Annotated in this window: 18 protein-coding genes; 8 read left to right on the forward strand and 10 right to left on the reverse strand. The window is 65.7% G+C overall.

Annotation, left to right across the window (positions count from 1 at the left end; all coding sequences use genetic code 11):
* Positions 1-461 precede the first annotated feature (461 nt).
* The 7 genes from CA260_RS07835 to CA260_RS07865 all read right to left on the reverse strand — a co-directional run bounded on the left by CA260_RS07835 (position 462) and on the right by CA260_RS07865 (position 7,167).
* On the reverse strand, positions 462-1,868 hold the full coding sequence (locus CA260_RS07835; protein ID WP_111982155.1) for a sensor histidine kinase: 1,407 nt from the start codon (positions 1,866-1,868) through the stop codon (positions 462-464).
* Positions 1,865-2,530 carry a response regulator gene (locus CA260_RS07840; protein ID WP_111982157.1) on the reverse strand — a complete coding sequence of 222 codons (666 nt, stop codon included), beginning with the start codon at positions 2,528-2,530 and terminating at the stop codon, positions 1,865-1,867. Before CA260_RS07840 ends, CA260_RS07835 begins: the two co-directional genes overlap by 4 nt.
* A gap of 225 nt (positions 2,531-2,755) precedes the next feature.
* Positions 2,756-3,061, reverse strand: coding sequence for a hypothetical protein (locus CA260_RS07845; protein ID WP_111982159.1), 306 nt, complete (start codon positions 3,059-3,061; stop codon positions 2,756-2,758).
* Between the two features lie 141 nt (positions 3,062-3,202).
* The gene (nth, locus tag CA260_RS07850) at positions 3,203-3,850 is read right to left on the reverse strand and encodes an endonuclease III (protein ID WP_111982161.1); all 648 of its coding nucleotides are present in this window, start codon (positions 3,848-3,850) and stop codon (positions 3,203-3,205) included.
* On the reverse strand, positions 3,847-4,449 hold the full coding sequence (locus CA260_RS07855; RefSeq protein WP_111982163.1) for an RnfABCDGE type electron transport complex subunit B: 603 nt from the start codon (positions 4,447-4,449) through the stop codon (positions 3,847-3,849). Before CA260_RS07855 ends, nth begins: the two co-directional genes overlap by 4 nt.
* Before the next feature lie 4 nt (positions 4,450-4,453).
* On the reverse strand, positions 4,454-6,556 hold the full coding sequence (gene metG, locus CA260_RS07860; protein WP_111982165.1) for a methionine--tRNA ligase: 2,103 nt from the start codon (positions 6,554-6,556) through the stop codon (positions 4,454-4,456).
* A gap of 80 nt (positions 6,557-6,636) precedes the next feature.
* A complete protein-coding gene (locus CA260_RS07865; protein WP_172461746.1) occupies positions 6,637-7,167 on the reverse strand; it encodes a metal-dependent hydrolase in 531 nt (176 codons plus the stop codon).
* Positions 7,168-7,325: 158 nt separating this feature from the next.
* Here CA260_RS07865 and CA260_RS07870 point away from each other — a divergent pair, with 158 nt between their 5' ends.
* Genes CA260_RS07870 through CA260_RS07880 form a run of 3 tightly spaced genes read left to right on the forward strand, consistent with a single transcriptional unit; the run spans position 7,326 to position 9,914 of the window.
* The gene (locus CA260_RS07870) at positions 7,326-8,498 is read left to right on the forward strand and encodes an MFS transporter (protein WP_238149648.1); all 1,173 of its coding nucleotides are present in this window, start codon (positions 7,326-7,328) and stop codon (positions 8,496-8,498) included.
* A complete protein-coding gene (locus tag CA260_RS07875) occupies positions 8,495-9,130 on the forward strand; it encodes an HAD family hydrolase (RefSeq protein WP_111982171.1) in 636 nt (211 codons plus the stop codon). The genes CA260_RS07870 and CA260_RS07875 overlap by 4 nt, the downstream gene beginning before the upstream one ends.
* Positions 9,123-9,914 carry a DeoR/GlpR family DNA-binding transcription regulator gene (locus CA260_RS07880; protein ID WP_111982173.1) on the forward strand — a complete coding sequence of 264 codons (792 nt, stop codon included), beginning with the start codon at positions 9,123-9,125 and terminating at the stop codon, positions 9,912-9,914. Before CA260_RS07875 ends, CA260_RS07880 begins: the two co-directional genes overlap by 8 nt.
* A 161-nt stretch (positions 9,915-10,075) precedes the next feature.
* Here CA260_RS07880 and CA260_RS07885 read toward each other — a convergent pair whose 3' ends face one another.
* Positions 10,076-10,522 (reverse strand): DUF2147 domain-containing protein, encoded by a 447-nt coding sequence (locus CA260_RS07885; protein ID WP_111982175.1) that lies wholly within the window; start codon positions 10,520-10,522, stop codon positions 10,076-10,078.
* A 147-nt stretch (positions 10,523-10,669) separates the two neighbouring features.
* Between CA260_RS07885 and apbC the strand changes: the two genes are divergently transcribed.
* The 4 genes from apbC to CA260_RS07905 all read left to right on the forward strand — a co-directional run bounded on the left by apbC (position 10,670) and on the right by CA260_RS07905 (position 13,527).
* Positions 10,670-11,758, forward strand: coding sequence for an iron-sulfur cluster carrier protein ApbC (gene apbC, locus CA260_RS07890; RefSeq protein WP_111982177.1), 1,089 nt, complete (start codon positions 10,670-10,672; stop codon positions 11,756-11,758).
* Positions 11,759-11,790: 32 nt separating this feature from the next.
* Positions 11,791-12,324 (forward strand): NADPH-dependent FMN reductase, encoded by a 534-nt coding sequence (locus CA260_RS07895; protein ID WP_238149708.1) that lies wholly within the window; start codon positions 11,791-11,793, stop codon positions 12,322-12,324.
* Positions 12,325-12,394: 70 nt separating this feature from the next.
* Complete coding sequence (gene dcd, locus CA260_RS07900) at positions 12,395-12,961, forward strand: dCTP deaminase (protein ID WP_111982181.1); 567 nt, start codon at positions 12,395-12,397, stop codon at positions 12,959-12,961.
* A 107-nt stretch (positions 12,962-13,068) separates the two neighbouring features.
* Positions 13,069-13,527: a hypothetical protein gene (locus CA260_RS07905; RefSeq protein WP_111982183.1), complete on the forward strand. Its 459-nt coding sequence runs from the start codon at positions 13,069-13,071 to the stop codon at positions 13,525-13,527.
* A 135-nt stretch (positions 13,528-13,662) separates the two neighbouring features.
* On the opposite strand, the gene CA260_RS07910 is transcribed toward CA260_RS07905, so the two are convergent.
* Both CA260_RS07910 and CA260_RS07915 read right to left on the reverse strand, forming a co-directional pair.
* Positions 13,663-14,073 carry an HIT domain-containing protein gene (locus CA260_RS07910; RefSeq protein ID WP_111982185.1) on the reverse strand — a complete coding sequence of 137 codons (411 nt, stop codon included), beginning with the start codon at positions 14,071-14,073 and terminating at the stop codon, positions 13,663-13,665.
* A complete protein-coding gene (locus tag CA260_RS07915) occupies positions 14,070-14,741 on the reverse strand; it encodes a dienelactone hydrolase family protein (protein WP_111982187.1) in 672 nt (223 codons plus the stop codon). The genes CA260_RS07910 and CA260_RS07915 overlap by 4 nt, the downstream gene beginning before the upstream one ends.
* 104 nt (positions 14,742-14,845) lie before the next feature.
* On the opposite strand from CA260_RS07915, the gene rimO reads away from it, so the two are divergent.
* Positions 14,846-16,165 carry a 30S ribosomal protein S12 methylthiotransferase RimO gene (gene rimO, locus CA260_RS07920; RefSeq protein ID WP_111982189.1) on the forward strand — a complete coding sequence of 440 codons (1,320 nt, stop codon included), beginning with the start codon at positions 14,846-14,848 and terminating at the stop codon, positions 16,163-16,165.
* Positions 16,166-16,183: the final 18 nt, after the last annotated feature.

Below are 16,183 nucleotides of genomic sequence, written 5' to 3' on the forward strand. Positions count from 1 at the left end.
GGCGATGATGAGACTGGGTTGCCGTGCCTCAGAGCTCGAACGCAGGAGCCCTTCTCCCTCCGGGAGAAGGTGCCGGCAGGCGGATGAGGGTTCGGTCGAAGCAGTGACTTGAGGCTAGTCCGTACCCTCACCCCAACCCCTCTCCCGAGGGGAGAGGGGCTCTATCGTAAGCCCGCGACGGAGTAATCTTTCTCCCCTCGGCGACCCGAAGGTCGTCCCCGTGGGAGAGAAGGTGCCGGTCCCACAGGGACTCTCTTCGGTCGCAGGCGGATGAGGGTGCGGGCGGAGCGAAAGGCTGAAGGTTCGGCAAGTCCCGCACCCTCACCCCAACCCCTCTCCCAATGGGAGAGGGCTATAGCGCAAGCTTGCTGCGAAGAATCCTTCTCGCTCCGAGGAAAAGCTGCCGCTCGCACAGGGACTCTTTTCCGTCGCAGCGGATGGAGGTGTCGCCGGAACGCCGCCTACGCTGCCTCCGACACCATCCGAATCCTCACCAGCAATCCCCTCCCCAGCGGCGACTCCAGCAACTCGACCGAGGCCTCATGCAGCTCGATCGCTCGCTGCACGATGTTCAACCCCAGCCCGTAGCCACGCGTGGCGCTTTCCTCCTCGCGATGGAAGCGCTGGAACACCGCCTGGCGACGTCCCTCCGGAATGCCGGGGCCGTTGTCGTAGATGTCGATGATGGCCATGGTGCCGTCGCGATGGATGGCCACCTCGACCTGCCCGCCGGCTTCGGTGTAGCGCAGGGCGTTCTCGATCAGGTTGCGGAACATGGCGGTGAGTGCCACCTCGTGGCCGCGCACGACGACCGGTTCGTCGTCATTGCTGAGGCTGGCGGTGATGTCCTTCTCGACGATCATCGGCGCCAGTTCCTCGATGACCTCGGTGGCGATGCGCGCCAGGTCCAGCGCCGTGCGTTGCTGGGAGGCGGCGCCGGCTTCGAGGCGCGCCATCGCCAGGATCTGTTCCACGCGGCGGCCGAGTCGCGCCATGCTCTGCTGCGCGTTGCGCACTGTGAACTCGACCTCGGTGGGGTCGTCCGAGATCATCGCGCTTTCCAGATGGATCATGGTCGCGGCCAGCGGTGTGCGCAGCTCGTGCGCCACGTCGGTGGCGAAGCGGTGCTCGCGTTCCAGCGCGTCTTCCAATCGTTCCAGCTGCTGGTTGAGCGCGACGATCAGCGGCTTGATCTCCTGCGGCGCGACGTTGGCGGGCATCGGCTTGCGGCTGCCCGGCGTGCGCCGGTCCAGCATCTCGGTAAGCACCGCGACAGGACGCAGGCCGCGCTTCACCGCCAGGCTCACCAGCAGTGCCAGCAAGGGCAGGCCGATCAGCAGCGGCAGGGTGTGTTCGATCACCAGGCCGCGCGCGATGTCCTGGCGATTGTCCGAACGCTCGCCGATGCGGATCACGAGGTTGGCGCGGTTCTGCAGGGTGAAGGTGCGCCACAGGCGTCCTTCGTGGCGGATGTCGCGGAAGCCGCGTTCGTCGGCCGAGGGCGGGGGCAGGTCGGAAAGGTTCGACGTCGCGGCGATCAACTCGCCGCTCGGATCGTAGGCCTGGAAGCCTACTTCCGGTTCGTAGTTGCGCGGATGCACCGACACCACCACGCCGTGATGCCGCGTTTCGCCATCCTGCTTGATACCCGGCAGCTCGGCATCGCGTTGCGGCAGTTCGCCATGGGCGATGAGCGTGCCCAGCGTGCGACCGGCTTGCGCGAGGCGGCCGTCCAGCAACTCGTTCATCTCGCGCAGCTCGCGGCGGTAGCTGATCCAGCCGAGTGGGATCAGCACGGCGACCATCACCGCGATGATCAGCCACGTGAGGCGCGTGCGAAGACTGGCGGGATGGGCGTCCGTCCTCATTTTGGCTCGCGCGGAATCATGTAGCCGATGCCGCGCACCGTATGGATCACCTCGGTGCTGAGCTTGCGGCGCAGCCAGTGCACCTGCACTTCGATGGCGTTGCGCTCGACCACGGTGTCCAGGCCGTAGACGGAGTTTTCCAGCGTCTCGCGGCGCACGATGCGGCCGGCGCGTTCCATCAACACGCGGAGCAGGGCGAACTCGCGGCGGGTGAGGCTTACCAGCTCGCCGCGAAATTCCACCTCGGCGGTGGCGAGGTTGAGGCGCAGTCCGCCGACCTCGACCAGGTTGTCGGCCAGACCCTGCGTGCGACGGGTCAGCGAGCGGATGCGCGCGGACAGTTCGCCCAGGTGGAAGGGCTTGACCAGGTAGTCGTCGGCGCCCAGGTCCAGGCCGCGGATGCGCGTTTCCAGCGCATCGCGCGCGGTCATCACCAGCACCGGCGTCTTCACGCCCGCGCGTCGCGCCTGCGCGAGCACCTCCAGGCCATCCTTGCCGGGCAGCCCAAGGTCCAGCAGCACCAGGTCGACCGGCGTGCCGCGCAGTGCCTCGCTGGCTTCGCGGCCGTCACGCAGCCAGGTGATGGCGTACGACTGGTGCTCCAGCGCATGCTTGATGGCGCCGCCCAGCTCGGCATCGTCCTCGACCAACAGAATATGCATGCGCAGGCACCCGTATCGGCATCGGGAAAACGTGGCCCATGCCACCGTCCGCCGTCATGATCCCCAGACTTCCTTTTGTGGATCTTTTGCCGCCGGCAGTCGACACGTTGGCCGCTGGGATGCGCGCCGTCAATCGATTCGGGTGTTCATAGTGCCTGACGGCGGGCCTTCGCCCGCCGTCAGGTTCCCTGCGATGGCGTCCAAGGGGCGCCGGAGAACCGCGGTTCAGGGCCTCTTCGCCAGCGCTGCGGCGACGATGGCCTGCTTGAGTTGCGCCTCGCTCAGGGCGGCGCCTTCGGACTGGTCGATGGCCACGGCCTTGATGGTCTGGGGCTTGAGCATCAGGTGGCGTTCGCGCTCCCAACCCTGGGCTTGCTGCTGGGCCCGAGCGAAATCTTCGGGACTGTGTCCGACGAAACCAATGACGGCATAGCCATTGAGGTCGACGGTGTAGGTTTCAACGGCGGCGCTGGCGGTACCAGTGAAGACAAGTCCTAGCGCGATGACGGCGGGGAGAATCAAGCGCTTCATGATGGCCTCCTGACGGGATTCGAGGTTCCGGGGGAGGCTTCAACATAGGCTCGCGCCGCTCGGCAAGCTTGATGGAGTTGCGCGAAACGCTGATGAAAACATGAGGCTTGGGCGCGCAAAACGCGTGCTATATGCCACTCGTCATGCTTTTTCGGCGTCGACGGTCTTGTGCTTGTAACGACACAGGTCGCGAATGACACAGCGCGGACAGTCGGGCTTGCGCGCCTTGCATACGTAACGGCCGTGCAGGATCAGCCAGTGGTGAGCGTCTTGCTTGAACTGCGGAGGCACGACCTTCTCGAGCTTGTCTTCCACCGCTCGCACGTCTTTGCCCGGCGCGAGACCAGTGCGGTTGGCGACACGGAAGATATGCGTGTCCACCGCGATGGTCGGGTGGCCAAACGCGGTGTTGAGCACGACGTTGGCGGTCTTGCGTCCCACGCCCGGCAGAGCCTCCAGCGCCTCGCGCGTGTCGGGCACTTCGCCGCCATATTGCTCGACCAGGATGCGACACAGCGCGATCACGTTCTTGGCCTTGGCGTTGAACAGGCCGATGGTGCTGATGTACGGCTTGAGCTTCTCCTCGCCGAGATCGAGGATGGCCTGCGCGGTGTTAGCAACCGGGTAAAGTTTTTTTGTCGCCTTGTTCACGCCCACGTCGGTGGCCTGCGCCGACAGCACCACCGCCACCAGCAGCTCGAACGGCGTGGTGTAGTTGAGTTCCGTGGTGGGATGCGGATCGAGTTCGCGCAGGCGGGTAAACAGCTCGACGACGTCGGCTTTCTTCACGAGGGCTTTCCTTGTTTCGCGCGGGCACGCGCAAGCGCGGCGAGTACCGGGTTGGTTTGCGTGGCGGTACCCACCTCGGCCTTGCGCGCCGCCAGTTCGGCCTCGCGCCGAGACTGCTCGCGCGCAAGCCGTGCCTCGCGGCGCTGGAAGTGGGCGCGCGCGTTATCGGCGTGGATGGGATCCTCCACCTGCGTGAGCGGCATCGGCTCGAGCACGATGCAATCCACCGGACAGGCGGGAACGCACAACTCGCAGCCGGTGCAGTCGTCGGCGATCACCGTATGCATCAACTTCGCCGCGCCGACGATCGCATCGACCGGGCAGGCCTGGATGCACTTCGTGCAGCCGATGCAGTCCGCCTCCACGATGCGCGCCAGCGCGCGCGGCTTCTCGACGCCGTGTTCCGGATCGAGCGGCAATACGGGCGTGCCCAGCAGCTCGGCGAGACGCGCGATACCCGCGGCGCCACCCGGCGGACATCGATTGATGGGCGCTTCGCCCCGCGCCATCGCCTCCGCGTAGGGGCGGCAGCCATGGAAGCCGCATTGTTCGCACTGCGTCTGTGGCAGCAGGGCGTCGATGCGATCGGCGAGCATCATGGGGTCAGCGGACGGTCGCGCCCGGCTTCGCTCCCTGGTCGGCGTCCAGCAGGAACAGATCGCTGCCGCCATCACCGGCGGAGAGGATCATGCCTTCGGAGAGGCCGAAACGCATCTTGCGGGGTGCCAGGTTGGCGATGAACACCACGTTGCGGCCGACCAGCTTTTCCGGCTCGCCATAGGCGGCGCGGATGCCGGAGAAGATCTGGCGCGTACCCAGCGGGCCGGCATCGAGTTCGAAACGCAGCAGCTTGTCCGAGCCGTCCACGAATTCGCACGCGGTGACCTTGCCCACGCGCAGGTCGAGCTTGGCGAAGTCGTCGATACCGATCACGGCGGGGCCGTCGGTGGTGGCGGTCGGAGTGGTGCTGGCTTCGCTCATGGGCTTGCTGGTGTCCTTGGCTTTCTTCGGCGTGGGCTTCGGCTTGTCGGCGGGCGCGAGGGAGTCCTTGGACATCTCCACCATCGCCACGACGTGCTTGGGGTCGATACGTCCGAGCAGCGGCTCGAACACGTTCACGGTGTGGTTGTGCAGCTCGGCGCGCGCATCGTCGAAATCGTTGATCGGCGCGGCGAGGAAACGCTCGGCCGCCTCGACGGTGCCCGGCAACACGGGCTTGAGCAGGCCGGCCAGCAGGCGGAACGCGGCCAGCGCGAACGAGCACACCTGGTGCAGTTCGTCGCGGCGCGATTCGTCCTTGGCGATCGCCCATGGCGCCTTGGCGGCGATGTAGCCGTTGACCATGTCGGCCATGGTGACGAAGCGGCGCGTCACTTCGGCGAACTCGCCGCCGTTGTACAGCGTGGGCACGTCGCCGTAGAGCGACAGCAGCTCTCGCCACAGCTCCTGTTCTTCATGGCTGAAGGCCGGCGCGAGGCGACCCTCGAAATACTTCTGTACGAAGCCTGCGGTGCGGCTGGCGATGTTCACCCACTTGCCGACGAGATGCGAATTGACGCGCTCCTCGAAGGCCTTGAGGTCCAGGTCCACGTCCACCGGCGTATCGCTCAGCATGCTGGCGAAGTAGTAGCGCAGGAATTCCGGATGCAGCCCCGCATCGAGATAGGTACGCGCCTGGATGAAGGTGCCGCGCGACTTGGACATCTTTGCGCCGTTCACCGTCAGGTAGCCGTTGACGTGCAATGCGGTCGGCGTGCGGAAGTTCGCGCCGTGCAGCATCGCCGGCCAGAACAGGCCGTGGAAATTGATGATGTCCTTGCCGATGAAGTGGTGCAGTTCGGCATGGCTGTCGGACGCGAGGAAGTCTTCGAACTTCAGGTCGGTGCGGTCACACAGCGCCTTGAAGCTGGCGAGGTAACCCACCGGCGCGTCCAGCCACACGTAGAAGAACTTGCCGGGCGCATCGGGGATCGGGAAGCCGAAATAAGGCGCATCGCGCGAGATGTCCCAATCCTTGAGGCCACTATCGAGCCATTCGCGCAGCTTCGCCACCACGCCGCTGTTGGCGACGGGTTGTCCATCGGTGAGCTTGCCCCCGAACCAGTCGCGCAGCAGCGGCTCGAACTTGCCCAGTTCGAAGAAGTAATGCTCCGAATCGCGCAGCACCGGCGTGGCGCCCGACATCACCGAATACGGGTTGAGCAGGTCGGTGGGCGCGTAGGTCGCGCCGCAGTTCTCGCAGTTGTCGCCGTACTGGTCGGCCGTGCCGCAATTGGGGCAGGTGCCCTTGATGTAACGGTCCGGCAGGAACATCTGCTTTTCGGGGTCGAACAACTGCTGGATGTCGCGGCGTGCGATGTAGCCGCCTTCGCGCAGCCGCGTGTAGATCAGCGAGGCCAGCGCGCGGTTCTCTTCCGAATGGGTCGTGTGATAGTGGTCGAACGCCACGTTGAAGGCGGCGAAATCCGCCTCGTGGCCGACGCGGATGCCTTCGATGTATGTCTCTGGCGACAGGCCCGCCTTCTCGGCGGCCAGCATGATCGGCGTGCCGTGCGCGTCATCGGCACAGACGTAGACCGCCTCGTTGCCCTGCATCCGTTGCGCCCGCACCCAGATATCGGCCTGAATGTAGCCCAGCAGATGGCCCAGATGCAGCGGACCATTGGCATAGGGCAGGGCGTTGGTGACGAGTAGGCGACGGCTCATGGATGGAAGCGGCTAAGAAGGGGTTGTGCATTATGGCATGGCGTCCCCGGGAAACCGCGCGATCGGCGCTGCGGAGCCGATCACGCCCGTTTGGACGTCCGCCGCCACGCCACGATGCACGCCGCGACGATGGCCGTCGGCAGCCACACCCAACCGAACTCCGACGCCATCACATGCCAGCCCCGCTCGCTGAAGAAGCGAGCACCGATCGGCGACACCGCGATAGGGTGAAACGGCGCAAACCAGCGCGTATCGCTGAAGGGCCACCAGAGCGCCACGCCGAGGCCGCCATCGGTGCAGGCATCGAGCAACGGATGCGAGAGTGCGGCCAGTCCTACGAAAGCGGCGCTACGCCATGGCGTGCTCTCCCATCGCCGGTGCCCGATGAAGGCAGCGAGCCCAAGCAGGCCTGCAAAGGCGATCGAATGTGTCGCGCCACGATGGCCGAAGCTGTCGGCGTAGGCGACATGCAGCTTGAACGCGAGGACATCGGCATCAGGCAGCATCGCCGCGATGGCGCCGGCGGCCATCAATCGGCGACTGATGACGCGACGACCTGCTGCGCCGCCGATCATCAACGGGACAACGGCATGGGTGAAGATGGTGGGCATTCCGCGCTCCTTGCTTGGCCTGACCGCGAGCATGGTTGCCAGATCGGGCAGCGGCAAGGCATGAAACGGGCAGCAGTCGGTGCATGATTGTCACGGTATTGCACGTTTTTGCACGATTGTGTACTGTTGCTCGCGTTCTCTCCCTCCAAGAGTCCGCAGTGAAAGCGATTCCCGATCCTGTCCAAGGCCTTCCCGAGGCCCGTTCGCTGGGCGCCGCGCGGCGAGCCACGCGCGTGATCTTCCTTGTGTCCGGGATCGGCATGTCGGCGTGGGCGCCCATGGTTCCCTACGCCAAGGCTCGGCTCGGCCTGGATGATGCGCAATTGGGTCTGGCGTTGCTGGTATTCGGCGGCGGCTCGATGTTGTCGATGCCGTTCGTGGGCTGGCTCGCGCACAAGCTGGGCAACCGCGCGCTCATCGTCGTTTCGGGCCTGTTGATGTGCCTCGCGCTGCCTGCGCTGGCCATGGCGTCGAGCATCGCGATGCTGGTCGCGGCGCTGTTCTATTTCGGCGTGATGCTCGGCGCGGTCGACGTGGCGATGAACGCGCATGCCGTCGATGTGGAACGGCTGGACGGCGGTCGTCTGATGTCGGGTTTCCATGGTCTTTTCAGCGTCGGTGGCCTCACGGGCGCTGCCGTGGTGAGTGGCCTGCTGGCCATGGGGTTGTCGCTGCCGATCGCGGCGACGGCCGTTGCCGTGGTGTTGCTGTCGCTGGTGCTATGGCTGCGCCGTGACCTGCTCGACGATGCGCCGGTGGCGACGGAAACGGAAAAGAGCACGTTCGGCATGCCGCACGCGCTGGCGTGGCTGCTTGGCCTGATGTGCTTCGCCAGTTTTCTCGCCGAAGGCGCGATGCTCGACTGGAGCGCGGTATTCCTGCGCGATTTCCGTGGGTTCGCGGCGGCTTCCGCCGGCTTCGGCTATGCGTGTTTCTCGGTGGCGATGGCGCTGGGCCGCCTCACCGGTGATCGCCTGATCGCGCGCTTCGGGCCCGTCTGGGCCGTGCGCACCGGCGCCGCGCTGGCGGTTGCAGGATTCCTGATGGTGGCGTTGGCGCCCGGCGCATTCGCTGCGCTCGGGGGCTTCGTGCTGATCGGCCTGGGCGCTTCCAACATCGTGCCGGTGATGTTCAGCGCGGCTGGCCGCCTGCCGGGCACGCCACCCGCGATCGCGATCGCCACGGCCACCACGCTGGGTTACGCGGGGTTGCTGAGCGGTCCGGCCTTGATCGGTTTTGTAGCGCATGCGAGCAGCCTGCCGGCGGCGTTTGCTGCGGTGGCCGGGTTGTTGGTGCTGGTAGGACTTTCGGCAAGGATCGTGCAGCGATGAGCAAGCCTGTCGACACTGTTATTTTCGATCTCGGCAACGTGTTGATTGCCTGGGACCCGCGCCGCCTCTATCGACAATTGATCGATGATGAGGAACGCATGGAATGGTTCCTGCGCGAAGTCTGCAACAGCGCATGGAACGAGCAGCAGGACGCGGGTCGCCCATGGTCCGAGGCGACGGCCTTGCTGCGCGGTCGCTATCCCGAGCATGCGGAGCTGATCGACGCTTATCACCGGCGCTGGGAAGAAACCCTGGTCGGACCCATCGACGGAACCGTGGCATTGCTGGCCGAACTCAAGGCACGCGGTGTGCGTCTCCTGGCGCTCACCAACTGGTCACAGGAGACGTTTCCCATCGCCCGGCAGCGCTATCCGTTCCTGCAGTGGTTCGAAGGCATCGTGGTGTCGGGTGAAGAGCGACTGATCAAGCCCGATCCGCGCATCTACCAGTGTCTGCTCGATCGCTACGCGGTGGATCCGGCACGCGCGCTCTACATCGACGACTCCCGGCGCAACGTGGACGCCGCCGAGGCGCTGGGCATGCAGGGCTGGTGGTTCAGTGAGCCCGATGGCTTGCGTACGCGACTCATCGAACTTGGCCTGCTCGTCGGCGAAGAAGTGCGCCATGGCTAAGCCCGCACCGGACAGCGGCGCGCTGCCCCAGGAGCGGCAGCAGCGCATCCTGGCGAAACTGCGTAACGACGGGCGCGTGGTGGCGGCGGAACTCGCTGCCATCTTCGACGTGTCGGAAGATTCCATTCGACGCGACCTGCGCGAACTGGCGGCGATGGGTTTATGCAAGCGTGTCTATGGCGGCGCGCTGCTGCCCACGGCCACGCCGTCGCCGCTCAAGCAGCGTCGAAGCGAGCATTCGGCGCGCAAGCAGGCATTGGCGCGCAAGGCGGCGGAGCTGGTGCGACCCGGCCAGACCCTGCTGATCGATACCGGCACCACCAACGTCGCGATTGCCTCGGTGTTGCCCACCGGGGCGCGGCTCACCGTCATCACCAATGCGCCGCATATCGCGCAGTTGCTGCTGGACCGGGAAGGCTTCGACGTGCTGCTGATCGGTGGTCGCGTCGATGCCAGCATCGGCGGCACCATCGGCGCGCAGGCAGTGGAGCAGGTGCGTCGCGTGCGTGCGGACCTGTGTTTTCCGGGCGCGTGCGCGATCGATGCGGCGCATGGCCTGTGGGGTTTCGACAGCGAAGAAGCGCTGTTCAAGCGCGCGATGATCGAAGCCAGCGACGAGACCGTGGTGGTCGCCACCGATGACAAGCTCGGCGCCGTCGCTACGCATCAGGTGGCGGAGCTGTCACGCGTGCAGCATCTGGTGGTGGAGCATTCGGCGGATCGGGCGGCGCGCACGGCGTTTACGGCGCGTGGCGTGGCGGTGCACCGGGCGGATTCGGCCTGAGCGAAGCCTGTTGTAGGAGCGCACCCAGTGCGCGACCGCGGCGTTTGGCGTTTCCGCTCCGTAGGCTTTTCGCGCACTGGGTGCGCTCCTACAAAAGGGGATCGCAAGATCGGCCCCTCACCCCAGCCCTCTCCCCGGAGGGGAGAGGGAGTCAAAGCGGGTTACTCCTGCCGCTGCCACTCCTGGCTGCGGCCCAGCAGCGAGAAGCCGATATAGCCGCGCACGGTGAGCTTGCTGCCGTCGGCGCTGGGCTGCAGCTTCACCTTGTAGACCTTGCCGGTCTTGGGGTCGAGGATCTTGCCGCCGTCCCACACGTCGCCGTCCTTATGGACGCCCCACATGATGTTCATGCCTTCGATCGGCTTGTCCTTGCGCTCGCCATCGCAGTTCTTGCAGATGGGGTGCGGGCCGTCGTCGGACTGCAGCACTTCCACCACGGTCGCCTTGAGCTCGCCGGCGTCGTCCGTGATTTTCACGATGGACTTGGGCTTGCCGGTCTCATCGTCGATGGTCTTCCAGGTACCGACCGGGGTCGACTCGGCCGCAAACACCGACCCGGCGCCTAACAGCAAGGCGGCAACGACGGCAGCGCGAAGCAATGACTTCATGGGTGATCCTCCCGTACGAAAGCGTATGTTTGGAGCCTGACCGAGGTCAGGCGGGAGCGTCAAGTTGCATTGCGAAAGCGTCGCGGCCGGCCGGGCAGGGGCCGCGGCTGGCATAATGGGCAATCCCCATGACAGTCCACGATTGATATGACGCAGGCAAGCGAAGCCCTGGTACGCCAACTTCTCGGCGAGCTGGTCGACCCCCACACCGGTGCGCCGCTGGCGGACGCCGTACGCGCGGTCGGCGTGGACGGCGATCGTGTTTCCGTGGATATCCAACTGGGTTATCCCGCCAACGGGGCCATCGCCGCGCTGACGGCTCGCGTCAAAGAGGCCCTGGAGGCCGATCCGGCAATCGCCTCGGCCGCCGTCTCGATCGGCACGCGCATCCATTCGCACAAGGTGCAGGGCACGCTGGCCCCGCAGCCGGGCGTGAAGAACGTCATCGTGGTGGCCTCGGGCAAGGGCGGCGTGGGCAAGTCCACGGTGTCGGCCAACCTGGCGCTCGCGTTGCAGGCGGAAGGCGCCAAGGTGGGCGTGCTCGACGCCGACATCTACGGCCCCAGCCAGCCGCGCATGCTGGGCATCAGCGGCAAACCGCAATCGCCGGACGGCAAGACCATCATCCCGATGGAGGCCCATGGCCTGCAGGCGATGTCGATCGGTTTCCTGATCGATGAAGAGACGCCGATGATCTGGCGCGGCCCGATGGTCACCCAGGCCATGATGCAACTGCTCAACGACAGCCGCTGGGAGCAGCTCGATTACCTCATCATCGACCTGCCGCCGGGTACCGGCGACATCCAGCTCACGCTGGCGCAGAAGGTGCCCGTTTCCGGCGCGGTGATCGTCACCACGCCGCAGGACATCGCGCTGCTGGACGCACGCAAGGCGCTGAAGATGTTCGAGAAGGTCGAGGTGCCGGTGCTGGGCGTGATCGAGAACATGGCCACGCACGTGTGCTCGAACTGCGGCCACGAGGAACACATCTTCGGCGAAGGTGGCGGCCAGCGCATGGCCGACCAGTACGGCGTGGCCTATCTCGGCTCGCTACCGCTGGATATCCGCATCCGCGAACAGGCTGACGGCGGTACGCCGACCGTGGTGGCGATGCCGGATTCGGATCTCGCCGCTCGCTACCGCGAGATCGCCCGCAACGCCGCCGGCCGGCTTTCGCGCCAGCCGCGCAACAAGTCGCTGGGCCTGGGCAAGATCATGGTGCAAGGCACGCCGTGAGCCCGGATGCCGGACGGGAGACCCCGTTGCGTGTGCTGTGCCTGTCCGGCAGCCTGCGTCGCCGCTCCGGCAACACGGCGTTGCTGCATGCCGCAGCGCGACTCGCGCCTGCGGGACTTCACCTGAGCGTCTACGACGGACTGGCGAGCCTGCCGCTGTTCAACCCCGACGATGAAATGGAGGCGCTGCCAGCCGGCGCCGCCGCCCTGCGACAGCTCGTCGGCGACAGCGATGCCCTGCTGATCGCCTGCCCGGAATACGCTCACGGCGTCCCCGGTCCCTTCAAGAACCTGCTGGACTGGCTGGTAGGCAGCCTGGAGTTTCCAGGCAAGCCGGTGGTGCTCTGGAACGCCTCGGCGCGCGGTTCGCACCATGCGCAGGACGCCCTGCGTGAAATCCTGCGCACCATGTCCGCCCGCCTGCTGGCGTCGCCATCGGTGACGATTCCCTTGCCGGGCGCGGGCTGCGAGGAGGGCGACGTGCTCGCCGACCCGTCGCAGGTCGCGCTGGTACGCGGTTCCCTCGACGCGCTGGCCTGCGAACTGGCGCGGGCGACTGGCGGGTGAACCCGGGTTTCCGCTATTTTCCCGGTCTTTGCGCCCGATGGCGCGACCGACAACCCCTTCGGGAGTCCGAGTGAGCATCAAATCCGACAAGTGGATCCGCCGCATGGCCGAACAGCACGGCATGATCGAGCCGTTCGAGCCGGGCCAGATCAAGACGCGCGACAACGCCAGGCTGGTGTCGTACGGCACGTCGAGCTACGGCTACGACGTGCGCTGCGCACGCGAGTTCAAGATCTTCACCAACATCAACTCGACCATTGTCGATCCGAAGGCGTTCGATCCGACCAGCTTCGTCGATGTCGAAGCGGACGTGTGCATCATCCCGCCCAATTCCTTTGCGCTGGCGCGCACGGTCGAGTACTTCCGCATTCCGCGCAACGTGCTGACCATCTGCCTGGGCAAGAGCACCTACGCGCGCTGCGGCATCATCGTCAACGTGACCCCGCTCGAGCCCGAGTGGGAAGGCCACGTGACGCTGGAGTTCTCCAACACCACGCCGCTGCCCGCCAAGATCTACGCCAACGAGGGTGTCGCACAGATGCTGTTCCTCGAATCCGATGAGGAATGCGAGACCAGCTACAAGGACCGCGGCGGCAAGTACCAGGGCCAGCAGGGCGTGACCCTGCCGCGCACCTGAGACGGGCCCGAGGCGCACCTGAACGGCTGCCGGGCCAGTCCGGTGCGGCGGCCCGGTGCGGCGCTACACTTTCGACGTTCACACCGATGCATTGCAGGAGATTCCGCATGACCCGTTTTCCCACGCTGCTGACCCGCGCGGCCGCAGCCATCCTGCTGGGCAGCATGCTGGTGCTGGCCGGCTGCCATCGTGGCGGCACCAAGGACGAAGTGCGTACGGCGGACATGAAGAGCCAGTTCGACGCAACGATCCAGGCCTATAAGAACGGCCAGTTCATCGTGGACGGCGCCGTGCTGTCGGCGCTGGATACCGGCAGCCATTTCGCCTACCTCAAGGACCAGGGCAAGCTGCCCAAGACGGTGCTGGTCGAACCCAGCGACGACTCCAAGGTCCGCAAGCAGCACCTGCAGTACATGGCGCGCCTGCAGCTCGACTATGGTTTCACCGTGTACTACGACGATGGTGGCACGCTGAAGAAGATCAGCGTGGTCGACACCAAGGCACGCGACCTCGAAGACTACAAGGCACCGGTGAAGGCCGCGGAACCGCCGCCGCAGCAGCATTGATCCAGTGGTCGGTTGAAGAAAAAAGAGCCCGCGACGTTTCGCGGGCTTTTTTGTGGGGTGTCGCGAAGGGCGGTCGCGCACTGGGTGAGCTCCTACAGAAGCGCGGGATTGCCTGCCCTTTTGCGCGACTAACGCTCAGCGCGCCAACGCCGCGCGCAGCTTTTCCGTCACCGCTGCCAGCGCATTTTGCTCGTACGGCTCCGCTCGTCCGCTGCCCCATACCGGTCCCGGCCATGCGGCATCGCCTTCGCGGCGGCCGACGACATGCACATGCAGCTGCCGCACGACGTTGCCGAGCGCACCGAGGTTGAGCTTGTCGAAGGGCGACAGCGTGCGCAGCGCCTGCGCGGCGAGATTCACTTCCTGCCACAACGCGACCTGTGCCGCGGGAGGAAGATCGCAGATTTCGACAAGGCCGCTCTGGCGAGGCACGAGCACCAGCCAGGGAAAGCGTGCGTCGTTCATCAGCAGCACGTCGCACAGGGCGAGCGATGCGACGGGCCGCGTGTCGTTGGCCAGGCGCGGATCCAGCGCGAATTCGCTCATGCGCCTTGCGCCAGATGCTTGTCGAAGAAGCCGAGCGTGCGCGCATAGGCCAGCTTTGCGCTGGCTTCGTCGTATTGCGGTCCCACGTTGCGATTGAAGGCGTGGTCGGCGGGGTAGGTGAATACTTCCATCTGCGGAAGCATGTCGCGGTGCTTCTGCACCATCTCCGCCGGAATGCTCTTGTCCTTCTCGCCGAAGTGGAACATCACCGGCGCCCTGGGCTTTTCGCCGAGGAACGGCACATTGCGCGCGCCGTAGTAGCTCACCGATGGCAGACCCAGGCGCATGGCCGCGAGCATCGCCACCGTGCCGCCCCAGCAGTAGCCGACCGTGCCGATGCGTCCTGCGGATGAGATGGCTTCGGCGGCGCTTGCAACGTCTTCCACGGCGCGGTCCAGGCCGAGTTCGGTCACCAGCGCCTTGCCGCGCGCATAGCCTTCCTCGCTGTAGCCCAGTTCCACGCCGCTCTCCAGGTGATCGAAGAAGCAGGGCGCGATGGCCGTATAGCCTTCCTGGGCGAACCTATCGGCCACGTGGCGGATGTGTTCGTTGACGCCGAAGATCTCCTGGATCACCACGATGCCGCCCTTGGACTTGCCCGGCGGTTTGGCGAGGTAGGCGCCGATGCACTGCATGCGGGTGGTGTTGAGGTTGATGTTCTGGCCCATGGCGACGCTCCCTCGATGGCAAGGCAGGCATTGTAGTCGTTCATGGAAACGCACCGACCTGGGCTATAATGGTCCGTTTTCCGCATAGTTACGGTTGCTCTTCCATGTCGCAGGCCTCGCCCAAAGTCGGTTTCGTCAGCCTCGGTTGCCCCAAGGCGCTGGTCGATTCCGAACGTATCCTCACCCAGCTGAAGGTCGAGGGTTACGAGATCGTGCCCAGCTACGGCGCGGCCGACGCCGTGGTCGTCAACACCTGCGGCTTCATCGATGCGGCCGTGCAGGAATCGCTGGATGCGATCGGCGAAGCGCTGCACGAGAACGGCAAGGTGATCGTCACCGGCTGCCTGGGCAAGCGCTCGGAGCTGATCCGCGAGGCGTATCCCGATGTGCTCGCGATCACCGGTCCGCAGGACTACGCCAGCGTGATGACCGCCGTGCATTCGGCGCTGCCACCGCAGCGCAATCCGCTGCTGGACATCATCCCGGACACCGGCATCAAGCTGACGCCGAAGCATTACGCGTATCTCAAGATTTCCGAAGGCTGCAACCACCGCTGCAGCTTCTGCATCATCCCGTCGATGCGCGGCGACCTCGTCTCGCGTCCGGTCGATGAAGTGCTGGTGGAAGCCGAGCGCCTGGTGAAGGGCGGCGTAAAGGAACTGCTGGTGATCTCGCAGGACACCAGCGCCTACGGCGTGGATGTGAAGTACGCCGAGCGCCAGTGGCGCGAGAAGAGCTACCGCACGCGCATGACCGAGCTGTGCGAAGGCCTCTCCGAACTCGGCGTGTGGACGCGCCTGCATTACGTCTACCCGTATCCGCACGTGGACGAAGTGATGCCATTGATGGCGGAGGGCAAGATCCTTCCGTACCTCGACATCCCGTTCCAGCACGCCAGCCCGCGCATCCTCAAGCTGATGAAGCGCCCCGGCAACATCGACAAGACGCTGGAGCGCATCCGCAACTGGCGCAAGGTGGTGCCCGACCTCACCATCCGCAGCACCTTCATCGTCGGCTTCCCCGGCGAGACGGATGCGGAGTTCGAAGAGCTGCTCGATTTCCTGCGCGAGGCGGAGCTCGATCGCGTCGGTGCGTTCGCCTACTCGCCGGTGGACGGCGCCAAGGCCAACGAGCTGCCGGGTGCGGTGTCCGAAGAGCTGAAGGAAGATCGCCTCGAACAGTTCATGGCCGTGCAGGCGGAAATCTCCGCCGCCAAGCTGCAGCGCAAGATCGGCCGCACGCTGAAGGTGCTGGTCGATGAGGCGGGCGCGAACGGTGCCGTTGCGCGTTCCGCGTCCGATGCGCCGGAAATCGATGGCGTCGTGCATATCGCCAACGGGCAGCTGCTGAAGCCGGGCCAGTTCGTCGATGTCGTGGTGGAGGACGCCGACGAACACGATCTGCACGCTCGTCTCGCGGGCTGATCGCGGCGGGGTGGCGCC

It is taken from the genome of Dyella jiangningensis, from assembly GCF_003264855.1.
GTDB classification, from domain to species: domain Bacteria; phylum Pseudomonadota; class Gammaproteobacteria; order Xanthomonadales; family Rhodanobacteraceae; genus Dyella; species Dyella jiangningensis_C.

Excerpts from the sequence above, each read along its gene's own strand:
- CA260_RS07835 (WP_111982155.1), bottom strand. The coding sequence starts at position 1,868 with ATGAGGACGGACGCCCATCCCGCCAGTCTTCGCACGCGCCTCACGTGG.
- CA260_RS07840 (WP_111982157.1), bottom strand. The coding sequence starts at position 2,530 with ATGCATATTCTGTTGGTCGAGGACGATGCCGAGCTGGGCGGCGCCATC.
- CA260_RS07845 (WP_111982159.1), bottom strand. The coding sequence starts at position 3,061 with ATGAAGCGCTTGATTCTCCCCGCCGTCATCGCGCTAGGACTTGTCTTC.
- CA260_RS07855 (WP_111982163.1), bottom strand. The coding sequence starts at position 4,449 with ATGATGCTCGCCGATCGCATCGACGCCCTGCTGCCACAGACGCAGTGC.
- metG (WP_111982165.1), bottom strand. The coding sequence starts at position 6,556 with ATGAGCCGTCGCCTACTCGTCACCAACGCCCTGCCCTATGCCAATGGT.
- CA260_RS07865 (WP_172461746.1), bottom strand. The coding sequence starts at position 7,167 with ATGCCCACCATCTTCACCCATGCCGTTGTCCCGTTGATGATCGGCGGC.
- CA260_RS07875 (WP_111982171.1), top strand. The coding sequence starts at position 8,495 with ATGAGCAAGCCTGTCGACACTGTTATTTTCGATCTCGGCAACGTGTTG.
- CA260_RS07880 (WP_111982173.1), top strand. The coding sequence starts at position 9,123 with ATGGCTAAGCCCGCACCGGACAGCGGCGCGCTGCCCCAGGAGCGGCAG.
- CA260_RS07885 (WP_111982175.1), bottom strand. The coding sequence starts at position 10,522 with ATGAAGTCATTGCTTCGCGCTGCCGTCGTTGCCGCCTTGCTGTTAGGC.
- apbC (WP_111982177.1), top strand. The coding sequence starts at position 10,670 with ATGACGCAGGCAAGCGAAGCCCTGGTACGCCAACTTCTCGGCGAGCTG.
- CA260_RS07905 (WP_111982183.1), top strand. The coding sequence starts at position 13,069 with ATGACCCGTTTTCCCACGCTGCTGACCCGCGCGGCCGCAGCCATCCTG.
- CA260_RS07910 (WP_111982185.1), bottom strand. The coding sequence starts at position 14,073 with ATGAGCGAATTCGCGCTGGATCCGCGCCTGGCCAACGACACGCGGCCC.
- CA260_RS07915 (WP_111982187.1), bottom strand. The coding sequence starts at position 14,741 with ATGGGCCAGAACATCAACCTCAACACCACCCGCATGCAGTGCATCGGC.
- rimO (WP_111982189.1), top strand. The coding sequence starts at position 14,846 with ATGTCGCAGGCCTCGCCCAAAGTCGGTTTCGTCAGCCTCGGTTGCCCC.